The 16,648-nt window shown below is 66.5% G+C and carries 17 protein-coding genes and 2 pseudogenes; 14 read left to right on the forward strand and 5 right to left on the reverse strand.

The window, feature by feature from the left end; genetic code table 11:
- Positions 1 to 17 precede the first annotated feature (17 nt).
- Positions 18 to 914 carry a tyrosine recombinase XerC gene (locus H7K34_RS15280; protein ID WP_264062841.1) on the forward strand — a complete coding sequence of 299 codons (897 nt, stop codon included), beginning with the start codon at positions 18 to 20 and terminating at the stop codon, positions 912 to 914.
- Between the two features lie 5 nt (positions 915 to 919).
- Here H7K34_RS15280 and H7K34_RS15285 read toward each other — a convergent pair.
- A pseudogene (locus tag H7K34_RS15285) lies at positions 920 to 1,354 on the reverse strand (M23 family metallopeptidase); the annotation flags it as partial.
- A 355-nt stretch (positions 1,355 to 1,709) separates the two neighbouring features.
- On the opposite strand from H7K34_RS15285, the gene rpsB reads away from it, so the two are divergent.
- Genes rpsB through H7K34_RS15300 form a run of 3 tightly spaced genes read left to right on the forward strand, consistent with a single transcriptional unit; the run spans position 1,710 to position 4,855 of the window.
- Positions 1,710 to 2,555: a 30S ribosomal protein S2 gene (gene rpsB / locus H7K34_RS15290; protein WP_108919922.1), complete on the forward strand. Its 846-nt coding sequence runs from the start codon at positions 1,710 to 1,712 to the stop codon at positions 2,553 to 2,555.
- Between the two features lie 12 nt (positions 2,556 to 2,567).
- Positions 2,568 to 3,395, forward strand: a complete 828-nt coding sequence (tsf, locus tag H7K34_RS15295; protein ID WP_264062844.1) for a translation elongation factor Ts — start codon at positions 2,568 to 2,570, stop codon at positions 3,393 to 3,395.
- 32 nt (positions 3,396 to 3,427) lie between these two features.
- On the forward strand, positions 3,428 to 4,855 hold the full coding sequence (locus H7K34_RS15300) for an amidase (RefSeq protein WP_264062845.1): 1,428 nt from the start codon (positions 3,428 to 3,430) through the stop codon (positions 4,853 to 4,855).
- A 6-nt stretch (positions 4,856 to 4,861) separates the two neighbouring features.
- Here H7K34_RS15300 and H7K34_RS15305 read toward each other — a convergent pair whose 3' ends face one another.
- Positions 4,862 to 5,281 carry a MarR family winged helix-turn-helix transcriptional regulator gene (locus H7K34_RS15305; protein WP_264062847.1) on the reverse strand — a complete coding sequence of 140 codons (420 nt, stop codon included), beginning with the start codon at positions 5,279 to 5,281 and terminating at the stop codon, positions 4,862 to 4,864.
- 374 nt (positions 5,282 to 5,655) lie between these two features.
- Between H7K34_RS15305 and H7K34_RS15310 the strand changes: the two genes are divergently transcribed.
- Together H7K34_RS15310 and H7K34_RS15315 are read left to right on the forward strand one after the other, a co-directional pair.
- Positions 5,656 to 6,222 carry an MPT63 family protein gene (locus H7K34_RS15310; protein ID WP_308203146.1) on the forward strand — a complete coding sequence of 189 codons (567 nt, stop codon included), beginning with the start codon at positions 5,656 to 5,658 and terminating at the stop codon, positions 6,220 to 6,222.
- Positions 6,223 to 6,358: 136 nt separating this feature from the next.
- Entirely contained in the window at positions 6,359 to 7,294 is a 936-nt protein-coding gene (locus H7K34_RS15315) for a lysophospholipid acyltransferase family protein (protein WP_264062849.1), read from the forward strand.
- 39 nt (positions 7,295 to 7,333) lie between these two features.
- On the opposite strand, the gene H7K34_RS15320 is transcribed toward H7K34_RS15315, so the two are convergent.
- Together H7K34_RS15320 and mbp1 are read right to left on the reverse strand one after the other, a co-directional pair.
- On the reverse strand, positions 7,334 to 8,050 hold the full coding sequence (locus H7K34_RS15320; RefSeq protein WP_264062850.1) for a winged helix-turn-helix domain-containing protein: 717 nt from the start codon (positions 8,048 to 8,050) through the stop codon (positions 7,334 to 7,336).
- Positions 8,051 to 8,304: 254 nt separating this feature from the next.
- The gene (gene mbp1 / locus H7K34_RS15325; RefSeq protein WP_264062852.1) at positions 8,305 to 8,544 is read right to left on the reverse strand and encodes a microaggregate-binding protein 1; all 240 of its coding nucleotides are present in this window, start codon (positions 8,542 to 8,544) and stop codon (positions 8,305 to 8,307) included.
- A 369-nt stretch (positions 8,545 to 8,913) separates the two neighbouring features.
- Between mbp1 and pyrH the strand changes: the two genes are divergently transcribed.
- The 6 genes and pseudogenes from pyrH to H7K34_RS15355 all read left to right on the forward strand — a co-directional run bounded on the left by pyrH (position 8,914) and on the right by H7K34_RS15355 (position 13,825).
- Entirely contained in the window at positions 8,914 to 9,693 is a 780-nt protein-coding gene (pyrH, locus tag H7K34_RS15330) for a UMP kinase (protein WP_108919929.1), read from the forward strand.
- Between the two features lie 64 nt (positions 9,694 to 9,757).
- Complete coding sequence (gene frr / locus H7K34_RS15335) at positions 9,758 to 10,315, forward strand: ribosome recycling factor (RefSeq protein WP_108919930.1); 558 nt, start codon at positions 9,758 to 9,760, stop codon at positions 10,313 to 10,315.
- A 22-nt stretch (positions 10,316 to 10,337) separates the two neighbouring features.
- Positions 10,338 to 11,270 (forward strand): phosphatidate cytidylyltransferase, encoded by a 933-nt coding sequence (locus H7K34_RS15340; RefSeq protein WP_372510775.1) that lies wholly within the window; start codon positions 10,338 to 10,340, stop codon positions 11,268 to 11,270.
- A 22-nt stretch (positions 11,271 to 11,292) separates the two neighbouring features.
- A pseudogene (gene rlmN, locus H7K34_RS15345) lies at positions 11,293 to 12,387 on the forward strand (23S rRNA (adenine(2503)-C(2))-methyltransferase RlmN).
- Between the two features lie 68 nt (positions 12,388 to 12,455).
- Positions 12,456 to 12,968: a protein disulfide oxidoreductase gene (locus tag H7K34_RS15350; protein WP_264062854.1), complete on the forward strand. Its 513-nt coding sequence runs from the start codon at positions 12,456 to 12,458 to the stop codon at positions 12,966 to 12,968.
- On the forward strand, positions 12,965 to 13,825 hold the full coding sequence (locus H7K34_RS15355) for a cytochrome c biogenesis CcdA family protein (protein WP_264062855.1): 861 nt from the start codon (positions 12,965 to 12,967) through the stop codon (positions 13,823 to 13,825). Before H7K34_RS15350 ends, H7K34_RS15355 begins: the two co-directional genes overlap by 4 nt.
- Positions 13,826 to 13,829: 4 nt before the next feature.
- Here the strand turns inward: H7K34_RS15355 and H7K34_RS15360 are convergent, their stop codons facing one another.
- The gene (locus H7K34_RS15360) at positions 13,830 to 14,084 is read right to left on the reverse strand and encodes a DUF2631 domain-containing protein (protein WP_264062856.1); all 255 of its coding nucleotides are present in this window, start codon (positions 14,082 to 14,084) and stop codon (positions 13,830 to 13,832) included.
- Positions 14,085 to 14,183: 99 nt separating this feature from the next.
- Between H7K34_RS15360 and dxr the strand changes: the two genes are divergently transcribed.
- Positions 14,184 to 15,407 carry a 1-deoxy-D-xylulose-5-phosphate reductoisomerase gene (dxr, locus tag H7K34_RS15365; protein ID WP_108919938.1) on the forward strand — a complete coding sequence of 408 codons (1,224 nt, stop codon included), beginning with the start codon at positions 14,184 to 14,186 and terminating at the stop codon, positions 15,405 to 15,407.
- 6 nt (positions 15,408 to 15,413) lie between these two features.
- Positions 15,414 to 16,628, forward strand: a complete 1,215-nt coding sequence (locus H7K34_RS15370; RefSeq protein WP_264062857.1) for a M50 family metallopeptidase — start codon at positions 15,414 to 15,416, stop codon at positions 16,626 to 16,628.
- The last annotated feature ends 20 nt before the right edge of the window (positions 16,629 to 16,648 follow it).

The following is a 16,648-nucleotide window of genomic DNA, read 5'->3' on the forward strand; positions in this document are numbered from 1 at the left end:
CCTGCGACCGTGGGGGAGTGCAGGCGATTCTCGAGGAGTTCGACGAGTACCTGGATTTGCAGTGCCTGCGTTCAGCACATACGCGCCGCGCGTATCTGGGTGATCTGCGTTCGTTGTTCGCCTTCCTCGACGGCCACGGCGCTGCCCTGGACGGTTTGAGTCTGCCGCTGCTGCGGACGTGGCTGTCCACCGGCGCGGTGGCCGGCGCCGCGCGCACCACGCTGGCCCGCCGCACGTCGGCGGTCAAGGCGTTCACTGCGTGGGCACTGCGGCGCGGCCTGCTGACTGTGGACCCCGCCGCGCGGCTGCAGGTGCCGAAGGCGCACCGCACCCTGCCGGCGGTGCTGCGTCAGGATCAGGCCGCCGACGCCATGGCCGCCGCGAAATCCGGTGCCGAACAAGGAGATCCGCTGGCCCTGCGGGACCGGCTGATCGTCGAGATGTTGTACGCCACCGGGATTCGGGTGAGCGAGCTGTGTGGCCTGGATATCGATGACGTGGACAACGGCCACCGCGTGGTGCGAGTCCTCGGAAAGGGCAACAAACAGCGGACCGTGCCGTTCGGGGTGCCGGCTGCCGACGCGCTGCACTCCTGGCTGGCCGACGGGCGGCCCGCCCTGGTCACCGCGGACTCGGGGCCGGCGCTGTTGCTGGGCGCGCGAGGGCGTCGGCTCGATGTGAGGCAGGCGCGCACCGTCGTGCACCAGACCATTGCCGCGGTGGACGGCGCGCCGAACATGGGGCCACACGGGTTGCGACACAGCGCCGCGACGCATCTGCTCGAAGGCGGGGCTGACCTGCGCGTCGTCCAGGAGCTGCTGGGCCATTCCAGCTTGGCGACTACGCAGCTCTACACCCATGTCGCGGTGTCGCGGTTGCGGGCGGTGCACGATCAGGCACACCCGCGCGCCTAGTCTCCTAACGGCTTGAGCCGAATCGGCGTCGCCCGGAGCAGGCCCAGCGGATCGACGTAGCCGGCGCCCGACGCCGGGCCCCACATCGCGCCCCAATGCAGACAGGCCGCCGCCCGGCACCCGCTGTGCCCGGCGACCAACTCGCCGATCACTGTCTGCGCCGTCACCTGCTGACCGGCGCGGACGTTCGCCCGGACCGGCTCGTAGCTGGTGCGCAACCCGCCCGGATGAGCCAGCGACACCACCGGCCGTCCCGCCAGTAGCCCGGCGAACACCACGGTCGCGCCGCCGGCGGCGTAGACGGGCTGGCCGGGACGACCCGCCAGGTCCACGCCGCGGTGCCCGGGATGCCAGTTGGGCGACGGGGCGTCGAATCCCCGGACTACGGCCGGGGCCGGCCGTAGCGGCCAATCCAGCCGAACCTCGTCCGCCGCCGCCGAGAATGCGCAGATCAGGGCCAGAGCCAGGGTGGAGCTCACGATCAGCGCCGCCCACCGCACCCCATGAGTTCAGCGCGACGTCGACGACATGGCCACCCGTGTTTGCCGAATCTGTGTACGCAAGCCGCACTGTGGACAATGTGCTGGGGAAAAAGCACCAGCTGAGTCGGTGTAAACTGCTCGTCGCAGCTCGTTCGCGGGCTGACTTCGCGCGTCTGCCCCGCGTCTCCCGTTCCACTAGGAGAACGCAGCGCATGCCGGGCGGTCCCGTAACAGGGTCCGGCATCGCAGCAGGCGCCAGGGCCTGGCTTCACCCGATGCCGGGCGACAACCGACACAAAGGAATGGCATCACCATGGCCGTCGTGACCATGAAACAGCTGCTGGACAGCGGCACCCACTTCGGGCACCAGACCCGACGCTGGAACCCCAAGATGAAGCGGTTCATCTTCACCGACCGCAACGGCATCTACATCATCGACCTGCAGCAGACGCTGACCTACATCGACAAGGCGTACGAGTTCGTCAAGGAGACCGTCGCCCACGGTGGCAGCATCATGTTCGTCGGTACCAAGAAGCAGGCGCAGGAGTCCGTCGCGGCCGAGGCGACCCGCGTCGGCATGCCATTCGTGAACCAGCGCTGGCTGGGCGGCATGCTCACCAACTTCTCCACCGTGCACAAGCGCCTGCAGCGCCTCAAGGAGCTCGAGGCGATGGAGCAGACCGGTGGCTTCGAGGGACGCACCAAGAAAGAAATCTTGATGCTGACCCGCGAGAAGAACAAGCTGGAGCGCAGCCTCGGCGGTATCCGCGACATGGCGAAGGTGCCGTCGGCCATCTGGGTCGTCGACACCAACAAGGAGCATCTCGCGGTCGCGGAGGCCCGCAAGCTCAACATCCCGATCATCGCGATCTTGGACACCAACTGCGACCCCGACGAGGTCGACTACCCGATCCCGGGCAACGACGACGCGATTCGCTCGGCGGCGCTGCTGACCAAGGTGATCGCCTCCGCGGTCGCCGAAGGCCTGCAGGCTCGTGCCGGCGTGGGCCGCGGCGACGGCAAGCCCGAGGCGGAGTCCGCAGAGCCGCTCGCCGAGTGGGAGCAGGAACTGCTGGCTTCCGCCACTACGACTGCGACAACCACAGCCACCACCGACGCCGTTGGAGCTGCAACCGAAACAACCCCTGAATCCTCATAGGAAGGCTGATCATTGGCGAACTTCACCGCTGCCGACGTCAAGCGTCTTCGTGAGCTCACCGGTGCGGGCATGCTGGACTGCAAGAACGCACTGGCCGAAACCGACGGCGACTTCGACAAGGCGGTCGAGGCACTCCGGATCAAGGGCGCCAAGGATGTCGGAAAGCGCGCCGAGCGTGCCACGGCCGAAGGTCTGGTCGCGGCCAAGGACGGCGCGCTTATCGAGCTGAACAGCGAGACCGACTTCGTCGCCAAGAACGCGGAATTCCAGCAGCTGGCCGACGAGATCGTTTCCGCCGCAGCCCAATCCAAGGCTGCAGACGTTGACGCGCTCAAGGCGGCTGTTATTCCCGGGGGTGGGGCGACAACTACCGTCGAGCAGGCCGTCGCCGACCTGTCGGCCAAGATCGGCGAGAAGCTGGAACTGCGCCGTGCCGCCTTCTTCGACGGCACCGTCGAGACCTACCTGCACAAGCGCGCCGCGGACCTGCCGCCGGGCGTGGGTGTGCTCGTCGAATACACCGGCGATGGTGCCGAGGCTGCGCACACCGTCGCGCTGCAGATCGCGGCGCTGAAGGCCCGCTACCTGTCCCGCGACGACGTCCCCGAGGACGTGGTGGCCAGCGAGCGGCGCATCGCCGAGGAGACCGCGAAGGCCGAAGGCAAGCCGGAGCAGGCGCTGCCCAAGATCATCGAGGGCCGGCTGAACGGCTTCTTCAAGGACTCCGTGCTGCTCGAGCAGCCGTCGGTGTCCGACAACAAGAAGACCGTCAAGGCTCTGCTCGAGGAGGCCGGCGTCACGGTGACCCGATTCGTTCGCTTCGAGGTGGGTCAGACCTAAGCGCGGCAACGTGAGCGGCTAGCGTCAGTGCCATGCGACGTGTGCACGCTTTCGGTGACGACGCCCTCGGCGATCTCGACGCCATCGGTCTCAGCGAGGCCATCCGAGCCGGCTTGATCGGCAGAACCGACGTCATCGAGGCTGCGATCGCTCGCACCGAGGCCGTCAACCCTGCCCTGAACGGCTTGGCGTATAAGGCCTTTGAGCAGGCTCGGAAAGTCGCGACGACCGCGTCGGCGAATCCTGCGAGTGCCTCGGCCCGGTTTTTCGAAGGGGTGCCGACGTTCCTCAAGGACAACGTCGACGTCGCCGGCCAGCCGACAATGCGCGGCGCCGACGCGTGGGCGCCCCGCAATGCCGTTGCCGACGGCGAGTTCACCCAGGTGTATCTGGCCACCGGGCCGACGCCGCTGGGCAAGACGCAGATGTCGGAGTTCGGGTTCAGCGCTGCCGCCGAGCACCCGCGGCTCGGGCCGGTGCGCAACCCGTGGGACACCGACTACACGGCCGGGGCTTCATCGTCGGGATCGGGGGCGTTCGTCGCGGCCGGGGTGGTGCCGATCGCTCACGCCAACGACGGCGGTGGCTCGATCCGAATTCCGGCCGCCTGCAACGGGATCGTCGGTCTCAAGCCGTCACGCGGCAGGTTGCCGCTTGACCCGGAGTTACGACGGATGCCGGTGGGCATCGTCGCCAATGGCGTGCTGACCCGCTCCGTGCGCGACACCGCGGCCTTCTATCGGGAGGCCGAACGCATCTGGCGTAATCCCAAGCTGGCGCCCGTCGGCGACGTCACCGGGCCCGGCCGCCAGCGGCTGCGGATCGCGGTGGCCACCGCTTCGGTCCGGCGCGAGTGCGGCCAGGAGCTCACGGAGCTGACCCTCAAGTCCGCCGGCGTACTCGAAGAGCTGGGGCACCGTGTCGAACACATCGAGGAGCACCCGGTGCCGGACAGCTTCGTCGACGACTTCATCCTCTATTGGGGATTTCTCGCGCTGGCGCAGGTGCGCACGGGGCGGCGCGTGTTCGGCAACACCTTCGACCGCACCCGGCTGGACGCCTTGACGCTGGGCTTGGAGCGCCACACCAGCCGCAACCTGCATCGGTTGCCGGGGGCCATTGTGCGATTGCGCAGAATGCGGCGGCGCAGCGCCGAGTTTTACCGAACCTATGACGTGTTGCTCACCCCGACGCTCGCCGACATGACACCGCGAGTTGGTCATTTGGCGCCCAACGACTACCAGCAGGTCATGGACCGGCTAATCGATTGGGTGGCGTTCACGCCGCTGCAGAATGTCACCGGGGATCCGGCGATTTCGTTACCGCTGGCGCAGTCAGCCGAGGGGATGCCCGTCGGCATGATGCTCGCCGCCGACCTGGGGCAGGAAGCGCTGCTGCTCGAACTCGCCTACGAGCTCGAAGAGGCACGGCCGTGGGCACGGATCCAGGCGGCCGAATAGCCGCATTCAGTCGGAGCCGAGCCTTTCCAGCATCCGTTTGAATTCGCGTTGCTGCGCCGCGGTCAGCTTGGCCAGGATGCGATCATCGGCGCTGCGGACCGCGGCTTCGGCACGCTTGAGTATCGTGCGTCCCTGACCGGTCAGCGTTGCCGGTAGGGCGCGCCCGGAGGACACCGACGTCGGCCGTTCCACGGCGCCAACCTCCTCCAGCCGGCGCAGCACCGTATTCATCGCCTGCGGTGTGACGTTGGTGTTGCGCGACAGCTCGGCGCTGGACAGCCCCGGGGACGTCGAAAGGATTCTCAGACAAACGAATTCGGGAAGTGTCAAGCCGAGCGGGCCCAACACGGCGGCAACCTCGGGTCGCAGCACGGCTGCAACCCGGTAGAGCAGATAGCCAAGCGGAGCATCATCGGTCTGGCCCATGTCAGCGATATTGACATATCCGCGCGGCGTCCGGCCGTAAGCACGGCCCGACACCGACCGATCGGCGTCGTGTACGCCGATCGTGGATATGTGGATTCGGCACGCGTAATCGGTGTGATTTACGAATTCGCGAGCGAACATGTTCGCGCTGCAGATCTCGATTGTGGCATTTGGGGCGGAACTTAGTTGTTGAGGTCTCTGCGTATTCTGGGGCGACAAGATCTTCCCGCAGTAATGGTATCGCCTCATGTCAGAGCCATGATGTTTGGACCAGCTGCGGAATGGCTATGCGGCAAAGGCGCGGTGATAACCCGTGCCGGGGGTAAGTCATCGCGGGGAAACAATGGTAACGATTGGACTGAGAGGTATTTAGCGTGAAGTTTACTTCTAATGCTATGAAATCGGTGATCGGAGCCGCCGGTATTGCTGCTGTCGGCGCTTTCACCGCAGCGACCGCAACCGCGGCGCCCAATATTCAGGGCTTCGGCACCAGCCAGCAGCTCATTCAGGGGCCGCTGATCACGAACTACACGGTGAGCAACCTGCATCCGAGCAATGCGGCGATCCCCGGCTACACGCCGAAGGGCACGCTGTATCAGGTGGATGTCACCGCCCGCTCGGATGGCGGTCTGGTCACCCCGATGGTGAACGACTTCATCGCCCGCGGGCCCAACGGTCAGAACTACCGGGTGATCGACAAGGTTCAGGCTCCCGGCAGCCTTAACCCGGCGCCGATCCAGCAGGGTAGCGAGTCGACCGGCACGCTGTACTTCGACGTGACGGGCGCACCGCCGAACGGTGTCGCCTACAACGAGGGCGCGCAAGATGTCCTGATCTGGACGTCGAACATGCCGGGTGGCTCGGAGCCCGCAGCGCCGAACGCAACCCCAGCGCCTGGCATGCCGCCGGGCCCGGCGCCCGCAGCGCCGGCGCACACCTAAGCCTGGCTAGGGCCTAGTTGCCGAAAAGAACTCCCCGCGCCGCACACCGTGGCGCGGGGAGTTCTGCATCGGTGCCACAAGCATTTTGGTGAGTATTGGACGAATTGGATATGACTGCGCTGGGTACCCGTCAGTAATGAGTCGTGCAGATCACAGACCGGCTTCGGTACGCGAACAAGCGGAACGACATGCCGAACAGGCCCGGGCGACAATGGAGGAAAAGCGCAGCGATCAGCGCGGCGGAGTGAGCGGCTGGGTGGCGCAGCGAGCCGCTGAATGGGATCTGAGCGGTCAGGACGAGACCACCCTGCAACGGCAGAAGTTTGCCTGGAATCTGTTGGTCGACTATTGGTTTCGGATGGAAATCGACGGCTGGGAGCACGTTCCCGAGCCGCCGGCGCTGTTGGTCGGAATTCACTCTGGCGCCCCATTCGTCTGGGATGCCTGGACCGTTGGCATCCAGTGGTGGCGACGATTCGGCCAAGAACGCACACTGCATGGGACGGCTCACGACGCGCTGATGGCCATCCCGCTTATCGGGCGCTACTTCCGGTCGATGGGAGTGCTTCCGGCCGCCCCGGACGCCATTGCCACGGCGCTGGCCGAGGGGCGAGATGTCGCGCTATGGCCTGGCGGAGAAGTGGATTCGCTGCGCCCTTGGGCCGAGCGTGACCATGCCAACCTGGCGGGGCGCAAAGGCTTCGTGAAGATGGCGATTCGCGCTGGCGTGCCGATCGTGCCGATCGCGACGGTCGGCGGCGCGGACGCCATGCCCGTGCTGATCCGCGGTGACCGCCTGTCGAAGGCGTTGCAACTCGACCGGCTGCTGCGGCTCAAGGTATTTCCACTGGCGGTCTCACTGCCGTGGGGCCTCGCACCCGCCGCACTTCCGCAGCTGCCGCTGCCGGCCAAAATCAGAACGCGATTCATGCCGGCGGTTGAGCTGGACCACGATGCGGCGAGCGCTGAGGACGACGACTACGTCGACAGCAAGTACCGAGAGGTCCAAAACGGCATTCAGCAGGGAATGGACGCGCTGGCACGCAAGCGTGCGCTGCCGCTATTCGCCTGACACGCGAAAGTGCTTGGAAAATAACCGCATACGCTGTGGTCAGCGGTGAATGCCGTTGAGGTTTGGACTTGGCCCGGTGTCGTTGACGATCCACTGCGGGTGCGGTGGCGTCACCGCCATGTAGCCCACACCGCGGACCGTGTCGACCATCGATTCGTGTTCGCGTCCAAGCTTTGCGCGCAGCCGTCGCACGTGAACATCGACGGTGCGGACGCGTCCGTTGGAGTCGTAGCCCCAGACCTCGTGCATCAGCCGGGTGCGGCTGAATGCCCGACCGGCATGTTGCACAAGGAAATTCAGCAGCTTGAACTCGGTGACGGTCAGGCTGAGATCCTTGCCGCACAGCGACCCGGCGAAACTTGCCGGGTGCAGAACGAGATCACCGAACTTCAGCGACCCGTCCACCGCGCTGCGGCGCCGCTTGATCGCCAGCCGCAGCCGCGCCTCCAACTCGTCCGCGCCGGTGGCGGGCAACATCACATCGTCGATGCGCCAGTCGACGTCCACGGATGCGAAATGCGCGGGGGCAACGACGGCCACGACCGCGATGGCCGGTGTGTTGGCCGTCAGGCCGCGACACACGTTGCGGGCTGCCGCCAGGTCGGTGCGCGCGTCGATGATTGCTACGTCAGCACTGTCATGATGTCCGTCAAGCTGGTCGCAGAGCGGGATGCGCCGGATCGTTTGCGTCAACGACTGCAGGGTCGGCAATGCCGATGCGAAATCATCGGCATTGGAAAGCAGTAGCACGTCCAAGACATCTCCAAACCTCATGAGGGTCTGTCGCCGCCCCCGACCGCGCCGGCAACTCGCGGGAGATGCCGTCAGCGCAGCGCTGAGTACCCCATTGCGCACACAACTATGCCTTCTTTTTTGCTCGTGTTCGCGCGAATACCGGCTTAGACAGGCGATTCATAGGAATGGTTTTGCCTGGATGGAGCGGAAAACGGCTCCCGAAAAGTCGACGGGTCCGGCCCGTCAAAACGGGCCGGACCCATCCTCGAATCAAGCTATTGGTTGGACTTCTGGCGCTCCTCGGCGACCTTCGCGGCGCCGCGCGCGGCGTCGGCTTCGGCTTCCTTTTTTGCCGCGTCGCGCTGGGCCTCCGCCTTGTCCTGCTGGGCCTGGCCCTCGCGGGTGAGGTCGTCGCGTCCGGCCAGAGCACCGGCGGCTTCCTTGACCTTCCCCTTGACGTCCTCGACGACGCCCTTGACGGCTTCCGCGGGTCCGGAGTTTTCGTGGTCGGCCATGGATCATTCCTCCTGTGGCGTACGTGGGGGTGAGCGACTGACGCGCTCGTACGATCGGCTCAACGATCGATTCGGTCATACGGCATGTCCGGCCCTGCTTCTCAAAGCCGTGGTTTCCCCGCCGCGTAATGACGTGTTCCCGGGCCGCCGAGAGCTCAAACATCTGATGCCGGAGGCAAAGTCGTGAAAGCGACTCTTCCGAGCGTGACCTGCGCCGACTGGTGAAGGCAGCGACCCGGTTCGCGACCCGCACAGATAATGCACCCCGCTGGCGCCAGATTGTGCTGCGATGGGGCAGGATATGAACGGCCGTTCCGGGTGGGTGACAAGTAGCCGAGCCTGGGATGGCACTGTCATGCGAGGAGTTTGATGACGCAGCCTGAGCCTACGAGCGCTAACGGCGTTCCGGCATCCGCAGCCGACCACGAAGACCCGCCGAACCCGGCTAAGTATTCGCGAGTGTTGCTCAAGCTTGGCGGCGAAATGTTCGGCGGCGGCCAGGTCGGACTGGATCCCGATGTCGTGGCGCAGGTGGCCCGACAGATCGCCGAGGTGGTCCGCGACGGTGTGCAAGTCGCCGTCGTGATCGGCGGTGGCAACTTCTTCCGGGGTGCTCAACTTCAGCAGCGCGGCATGGAGCGCACCCGTTCGGACTACATGGGCATGCTCGGCACCGTGATGAACAGTCTTGCGCTGCAGGACTTTCTGGAGAAGGAAGGCATCGCCACCCGCGTCCAGACCGCCATCACGATGGGCCAGGTGGCCGAGCCCTACATCCCGTTGCGGGCCGTCCGGCACCTGGAGAAGGGCCGCGTCGTCATCTTTGGGGCCGGCATGGGGCTGCCGTATTTCTCCACCGACACGACGGCCGCGCAGCGCGCCCTGGAGATCGGCGCGGACGTGGTGCTGATGGCCAAGGCCGTCGACGGTGTGTTCACCGCCGATCCGCGGCAGGATCCCAACGCCGAGTTGCTCGCCGTGATCAGTCATCGAGAAGTCATCGACCGAGGGTTGCGGGTGGCCGATGCGACGGCGTTCAGCCTGTGTATGGACAATGGCATGCCGATCTTGGTGTTCAACCTGCTGACTAACGGCAATATCGCTCGGGCGGTCGCTGGTGAGAAGATCGGAACGCTAGTTACCACTTGAGGGGAAGACGCGATGATCCGCGCTTGCGACGATGCACGATGCAGGACCAGGAGGAGCGGCGCACATGATCGATGAGGCTCTCTTCGACGCCGAAGAGAAAATGGAGAAAGCAGTGTCGGTGGCGCGGGACGACATGTCGAGCATCCGGACCGGCCGCGCCAATCCGGGCATGTTCAACCGGATCGTCATCGACTACTACGGCACGAACACCCCGATCACCCAGCTGGCCAGCATCAACGTCCCCGAGGCGCGGCTGGTCGTGATCAAGCCGTACGAGGCCAGCCAGCTGCAGGCCATCGAGACGGCGATCCGCAACTCCGACCTCGGCGTAAATCCCGGCAACGATGGCACCCTGATTCGGGTGGCGGTGCCGCAGCTGACCGAGGAACGCCGCCGCGAGCTGGTCAAACAGGCCAAGGGCAAGGGCGAGGACGCCAAGGTCTCGGTGCGCAACATCCGTCGCAAAGCGATGGAAGAGCTGCACCGGATCCGCAAGGACGGCGAAGCCGGCGAAGATGAGGTCGGCCGCGCGGAGAAGGACCTGGACAAGACGACTCAGCAGTACGTCACCCAGATCGAAGAGTTGGTCAAGCACAAAGAAGGCGAGCTGCTGGAGGTCTAGCGGCCGCTCAGCAACCAACTCCGTGGCAACCTCCGATGCTGGCGCAGGCACCCCGTCCGACGCGCGGGAGTCCAGCGAACCGACGCCGGGGCCGACCCGCAAGACGTCCCGGGCGGGGCGAGACCTGCCCGCCGCATTCGCGGTTGGGCTGTTCACCGGGGGACTTGTTGTTGTCACGCTGATGTTCGCGCCGCGCTACTGGGTGGTCCTATGCGCTGGGGCGATCTTGATCGCCAGCCATGAGGTGGTGCGGCGGCTGCGTGAGGCAGGCTACGTCATCCCGGTCGTCCCGCTGCTGGTCGGCGGCCAGGTCACGGTATGGCTGACCTGGCCATACGGTGCTCGCGGGGCGTTGGCTGGTTTCGGCGCCACGGTGGTGGTCTGCATGTTTTGGCGGCTGTTCATGCACGACGAAAGCAGGCACCACGATCCCGCCGCCGGCCCGCCACCCCCGTCGAACTACCTGCGCGACGCGTCGGCCACCATATTCCTGACCGCATGGGTTCCGCTGTTCGCCTCCTTCAACGCGCTGCTGGTCTATCACCCGTCCGAGGGCGCGGCGCGGGTGTTCTGCCTGATGATGACGGTCGTCGCCTCCGACGTGGGTGGTTACGCATTCGGCGTGCTGTTCGGCAAGCATCCACTGGTTCCGACGATCAGCCCGAAGAAGTCGTGGGAGGGACTTGGCGGTTCGCTGGTCTGCGGCATCACCGCGGCGTTTCTGATCGCGACTTTCCTGGTGCGCCGACCGCCGTGGGAGGGTGTGGTGCTGGGCTTCGTGTTGGTGCTGACCTGCGCGCTTGGCGATCTGGTGGAATCTCAGGTCAAGCGCGACCTCGGCATCAAGGACATGGGCCGACTGCTTCCCGGGCACGGCGGCCTGATGGACCGCCTCGACGGTGTGCTCCCGTCGGCGGTCGCGGCCTGGACGCTGTTCACCTTGCTGCCCGCCTGAGAAGGCCGATACTGGTCACGTCATGGTCCAAGAATTGGTGTTCGACGCCCCGCGCCGCGGCCTGCCGCCGCGGCACCTTGCCGACCTCGATGCGAGTGGGCGAGCCTCGGCCGTCGCGGAGCTGGGCTTGCCGGCGTTTCGGGCCAAGCAGCTCGCTCACCAGTACTACGGCCGGCTGATCGCGGATCCGCGGCAGATGACCGACCTGCCGGCGGCCGTACGCGACGTGATCGCCGAGACCATGTTCCCGAACCTGATCGGCGTCGCCACCGAAATCACCTGCGACGCGGGCCAGACACGAAAGACGTTGTGGCGGGCCATCGATGGCACCACCTTCTAATCGGTGATGATGCGCTACCCGCAGCGAAACACCGTGTGCATCTCGTCGCAGGCCGGCTGCGGCATGGCCTGCCCGTTTTGTGCCACCGGCCAAGGCGGACTGACGCGCAACCTGTCGACTGCCGAGATCCTGGAGCAGGTGCGCGCCTGCGCGGTGGCGCTGCGCGACGACTTCGGTGACCGGCTGTCGAACGTGGTCTTCATGGGCATGGGGGAGCCGCTGGCCAATTACGCCAGGGTGCTGGCCGCGGTGCGGCGCATCACGGAGGCGCCGCCGCACGGGTTCGGCATCTCGGCCCGCTCGGTGACGGTGTCGACCGTCGGCCTGGCCCCGGCGATCCGCAAGCTCGCCGACGAACGGCTGGGGGTGACGCTGGCGTTGTCGCTGCACGCGCCGGACGACGAGCTGCGCGACACGCTGGTTCCGGTCAACAACCGGTGGAAGATCAGCGAGGCGCTTGACGCCGCGCGGTACTACGGCGACGTGACCGGACGGCGGGTGTCGATCGAGTACGCGTTGATTCGCGACGTCAATGACCAAGCCTGGCGGGCCGACCTGCTCGGCAAGCGCCTGCACGGGGCGCTGGGGCCGCTGGCGCACGTGAACCTGATTCCGCTCAACCCGACGCCGGGCAGTGACTGGGATGCCAGCCCCAAGAATGTGGAGCGCGAGTTCGTCCGGCGGGTCCGGGCACAGGGCGTCTCGTGCACGGTGCGCGACACCCGGGGCCGCGAGATCAGCGCCGCGTGCGGACAGCTGGCCGCCGAAGGCGGGTAGCTGAAGCGCTGAACCGGTCGGCCGGCTACGCCGTGTTGTGAGGTAGCAGTCCAGCAAAGGGGGTTGGCATGACCATCCGCAAGGTAGCGCACGTCAAGATGTTTGCCGCGGCTTTGGTGACGAGCCTTGTCGTGGCTGTCCTGATATCGGCCGCCGCGCCGCGCGCGCTGGCCGCCGACGACCGGCTGCAGTTCACCGGGACCACGCTGAGCGGCGCGCCGTTCAACGGGGCCAGCCTGCAAGGAAAGCCCACGGTGCTGTGGTTCTGGGCGCCGTTCTGCCCGTTCTGCAACGCCGAAGCTCCCGGCGTCAGCCAGGTAGCGGCCGCCAATCCCGGCGTCACGTTCGTCGGCATCGCCGGGCATTCTGATGTCGGCGCCGAACAGAACTTCGTCTCCAAGTACAACCTGAACTTCACCAACCTCAACGACGCCGACGGCTCGCTTTGGGCCCGCTACAACGTGCCGTGGCAGCCGGCGTACGTGTTCTACCGGGCGGACGGCAGCTCGACGTTCGTCAACAACCCGACCTCGGCCATGTCCCAGCAAGAGCTGGCCGGGCGGGTGGCCGCGCTGAAGTGAACCAAGGCCTAATCGGTCTGGCGTTCGCCGCCGGGTTGGTGGCCGCGGTGAACCCGTGCGGGTTTGCGATGCTGCCTGCCTACCTGCTGCTGGTGGTCCGCGAGCAGCGCAACAGCGAACGCGTCAGTCCGCTTGCCGGCCTGGTGCGTGCACTGAGCGCAACCGCGGGGATGGCGCTCGGTTTTCTGACGGTGTTCGGTTTGTTCGGCGCGCTGTCCATCTCGGCGGCCACGACGGTGCAGCGTTACCTGCCGTACGCGACCGTGGCAATCGGCATTGTGCTTGTCGTGCTTGGGATCTGGCTGCTGTCGGGTCGGGAGTTGACCGCGCTGACGCCCCGGCAGCTGGGGCCGCGGTGGGCTCCAAAGCAGCAGGGATCGCGCCTGGTAGGCATGTACGGCTACGGCATCAGCTACGCGATCGCGTCGCTGTCCTGCACGATCGGGCCGTTCCTGGCGGTCACCGCCGCCGGTTTGCGGAGCGGGTCGGTTGTCACCGGGGTGTCCATCTATCTGGCGTACGTCGCCGGCCTGACTCTGGTGGTCGGCGCGCTTGCCGTCGCCGCCGCGACCGCGAGCTCGGCCTTGGCCGATCGGCTGCGGCGGGTCCTGCCGTTCGTCAATCGGATTGGCGGGGTGCTGCTGGTGGTGGTCGGGCTGTACGTCGGCCATTACGGCCGCTACGAGTTGCGGCTGCTCAACACCGCGGCGGATCCCCGGGATGCGTTGATAACCGCGGCGGGCCGGTTACAGGGCGTGCTGGCCGGCTGGGTGCACCAGCATGGCGTCTGGCCGTGGATCGTGGTGCTGCTGGCCGCCGCGCTGGTGAGTGCGTGGCGCCGACGGGCGCGGCGTTGAGCGGCTAGCGGATCCAGCCGCGCCGGCGGCCCCACATGTCGCGGATCAGGATGACGACTGCGAGGACGGCGAACCCGATCAGGAAGTTGTCCTCGACGTGGCCGACGTGATTGCCGCGCAGCATCGCCAGCAGGAAGATGACGCCGAAGATGCCGACGCCGTGCCAGGTGCGGGTGTTGACCTTGCTCCACCCCCACGCGGCGGATGGCACCTCGGCCGGGTCGACGCCGTTGTAGTGCTCCACCTCGGTACTGGCCACGGCGATTCCCTTCGGATCGGATCGTCTTCTGATCACAGATTCTGGCATACGCCGCGACGGACCGCCGCTGTCGCCGGGTCGACGCTGCACAATGAGTGAGTGACCAACCCGAGGACCGAAGCGCCGGCCGACGGCCCCATCCGCGTGCTCGTGTTGGGCAGCACCGGTTCGATCGGCACCCAGGCGCTCGAGGTGATCGCCGCTAACCCGGATCGCTTCGAGGTCGTCGGGCTGGCGGCCGGCGGAGCGAACCTTGACACGCTGGCGCGACAGCGCGCCGAGACCGGAGTGACGAACATCGCCGTCGCCGACGAACACGCGGCCGCGTCACTCGGAGACGTCGCCTTCCACGGTCCCGAAGCCGTCACCCGGCTGGTCGAGCAGACCGAAGCCGACGTCGTGCTCAATGCCCTGGTCGGGGCGCTGGGCCTGCGACCGACCCTGGCGGCACTGAACGCGGGTGCGCGGCTGGCGCTGGCTAACAAGGAATCGCTGATCGCGGGCGGTCCGCTGGTGCTGAAGGCGGCACAACCGGGTCAGATCGTGCCGGTGGACTCCGAGCACTCCGCGCTGGCCCAATGCCTGCGCGGTGGCGAACCCGACGAGGTCGCCAAGCTGGTGCTGACCGCCTCGGGTGGGCCCTTCCGCGGCTGGGCCGCCGCCGACCTGGAGGCCGTCACGCCTGAGCAGGCTGGTGCGCATCCGACCTGGTCAATGGGCCCGATGAACACCCTGAACTCGGCGTCGCTGGTCAACAAGGGGCTCGAACTCATCGAAACCCACCTGCTGTTCGGCATCCCCTACGACCGCATCGAGGTCGTGGTGCACCCCCAGTCGATTGTTCATTCAATGGTCACATTCATCGATGGCTCGACGATCGCTCAGGCCAGCCCGCCGGACATGAAGCTGCCCATTTCGTTGGCGCTGGGCTGGCCGCGACGGGTGACCGGGGCCGCCGCGAGCTGCGACTTCAGCACGGCCTCTAGCTGGGAATTCGAGCCGCTGGACAGCGATGTTTTCCCGGCCGTTGAGCTGGCCCGGCACGCCGGCGAGACTGGCGGCTGCATGACCGCGGTCTACAACGCCGCCAACGAAGAAGCCGCGGCGGCCTTCCTGGACGGCCGCATCGGCTTTCCGGCCATCGTCAGAACAATCGCCGACGTGCTGAGCGCCGCCGACCAATGGGCCGTTTCACCCGCTAACGTGGATGAGGTACTAGACGCGCAGCGCTGGGCGCGGGAGCGAGCGCAGCGCGCGGTCACAACCGCAAGCCCCGCGGGAGTCACCAAAAAAGTTTCGGGAATGGTCTTAGAGAGGTCCTAGCGCCTGATGATGTTCGCAATCGGCATTGTGCTGTTCGCGCTGGCCATCCTGATCTCGGTGGCCCTGCACGAGTGCGGCCACATGTGGGTCGCGCGCGCCACCGGCATGAAGGTGCGCCGCTATTTCGTCGGCTTCGGTCCCACGCTGTGGTCGACCCGGCGCGGCGAGACCGAATACGGCGTCAAGGCCGTTCCGCTGGGTGGGTTCTGCGACATCGCCGGGATGACCCCGGTCGAGGACCTGGCGCCCGACGAATCCGAGCGGGCGATGTACAAGCAGACGACGTGGAAGCGCGTCGCGGTGCTGTTTGCCGGCCCGGGCATGAACTTCATCATTTGCCTCGTGCTGATCTACGTCATCGCAATGGTCTGGGGGCTGCCAAACCTGCACCCACCCACCAAGGCCACCGTCGGCGAAACCGCTTGTATCGCACCGGAAACGGCACCCGGCAAGATCGGGAGCTGCACCGGTCCCGGCCCGGCCGCGCTGGCCGGCATCCGGGCCGGCGACGTCGTCGTCAAGGTCGGTGACACCTCGGTGTCCACCTTCGACGACATGGCCGCCGCGATCCGCAAGCTGCACGGCAGGGTGCCGATCGTCGTCGAGCGGGATGGCACCCCGATCACCGTTTACGTCGACATCACCCAAACCGAGCGGTTTGTGGCCAACGGCCAGGACGGAAAGCCCGCGGCGTCGACGGTCGGCGCCATGGGTGTCGGTGCGGTCAAGGTCACGCCGACGCGTTACGGCGTGCTGGCCGCCATCCCGGCCACCTTCTCCTTCACCGGCGACCTGACTGTTGAGGTGGGCAAGGCGCTGGTCGCGATCCCGACGAAGGTCGGTGCGCTGGTGCACGCGATCGGCGGTGGGCAGCGCGACCCGGAGACACCGATGAGCGTCGTCGGGGCCAGCATCATCGGCGGCGACACCGTCGATCACGGGTTGTGGGTGGCGTTCTGGTTCTTCCTGGCTCAGTTGAATCTGATCCTGGGCGCGATCAACCTGTTGCCGCTGCTGCCGTTCGACGGCGGTCACATCGCGGTCGCCGTGTTCGAAAAGCTGCGAAACCTGGTGCGGTCCACCCGCGGCCTGGTCGCGGCGGCGCCGGTGAACTACCTCAAGCTGATGCCAGCGACCTACGTGGTCTTGGTGTTTGTGGTCGGCTACATGCTGCTGACTGTGACCGCGGATCTGGTCAACCCGATCAGGCTCTTTCAGTAACCAACCGAAGGAATTGAAAA

The sequence above is a fragment of the Mycobacterium montefiorense genome (assembly GCF_025823255.1).
GTDB lineage: Bacteria > Actinomycetota > Actinomycetes > Mycobacteriales > Mycobacteriaceae > Mycobacterium > Mycobacterium montefiorense.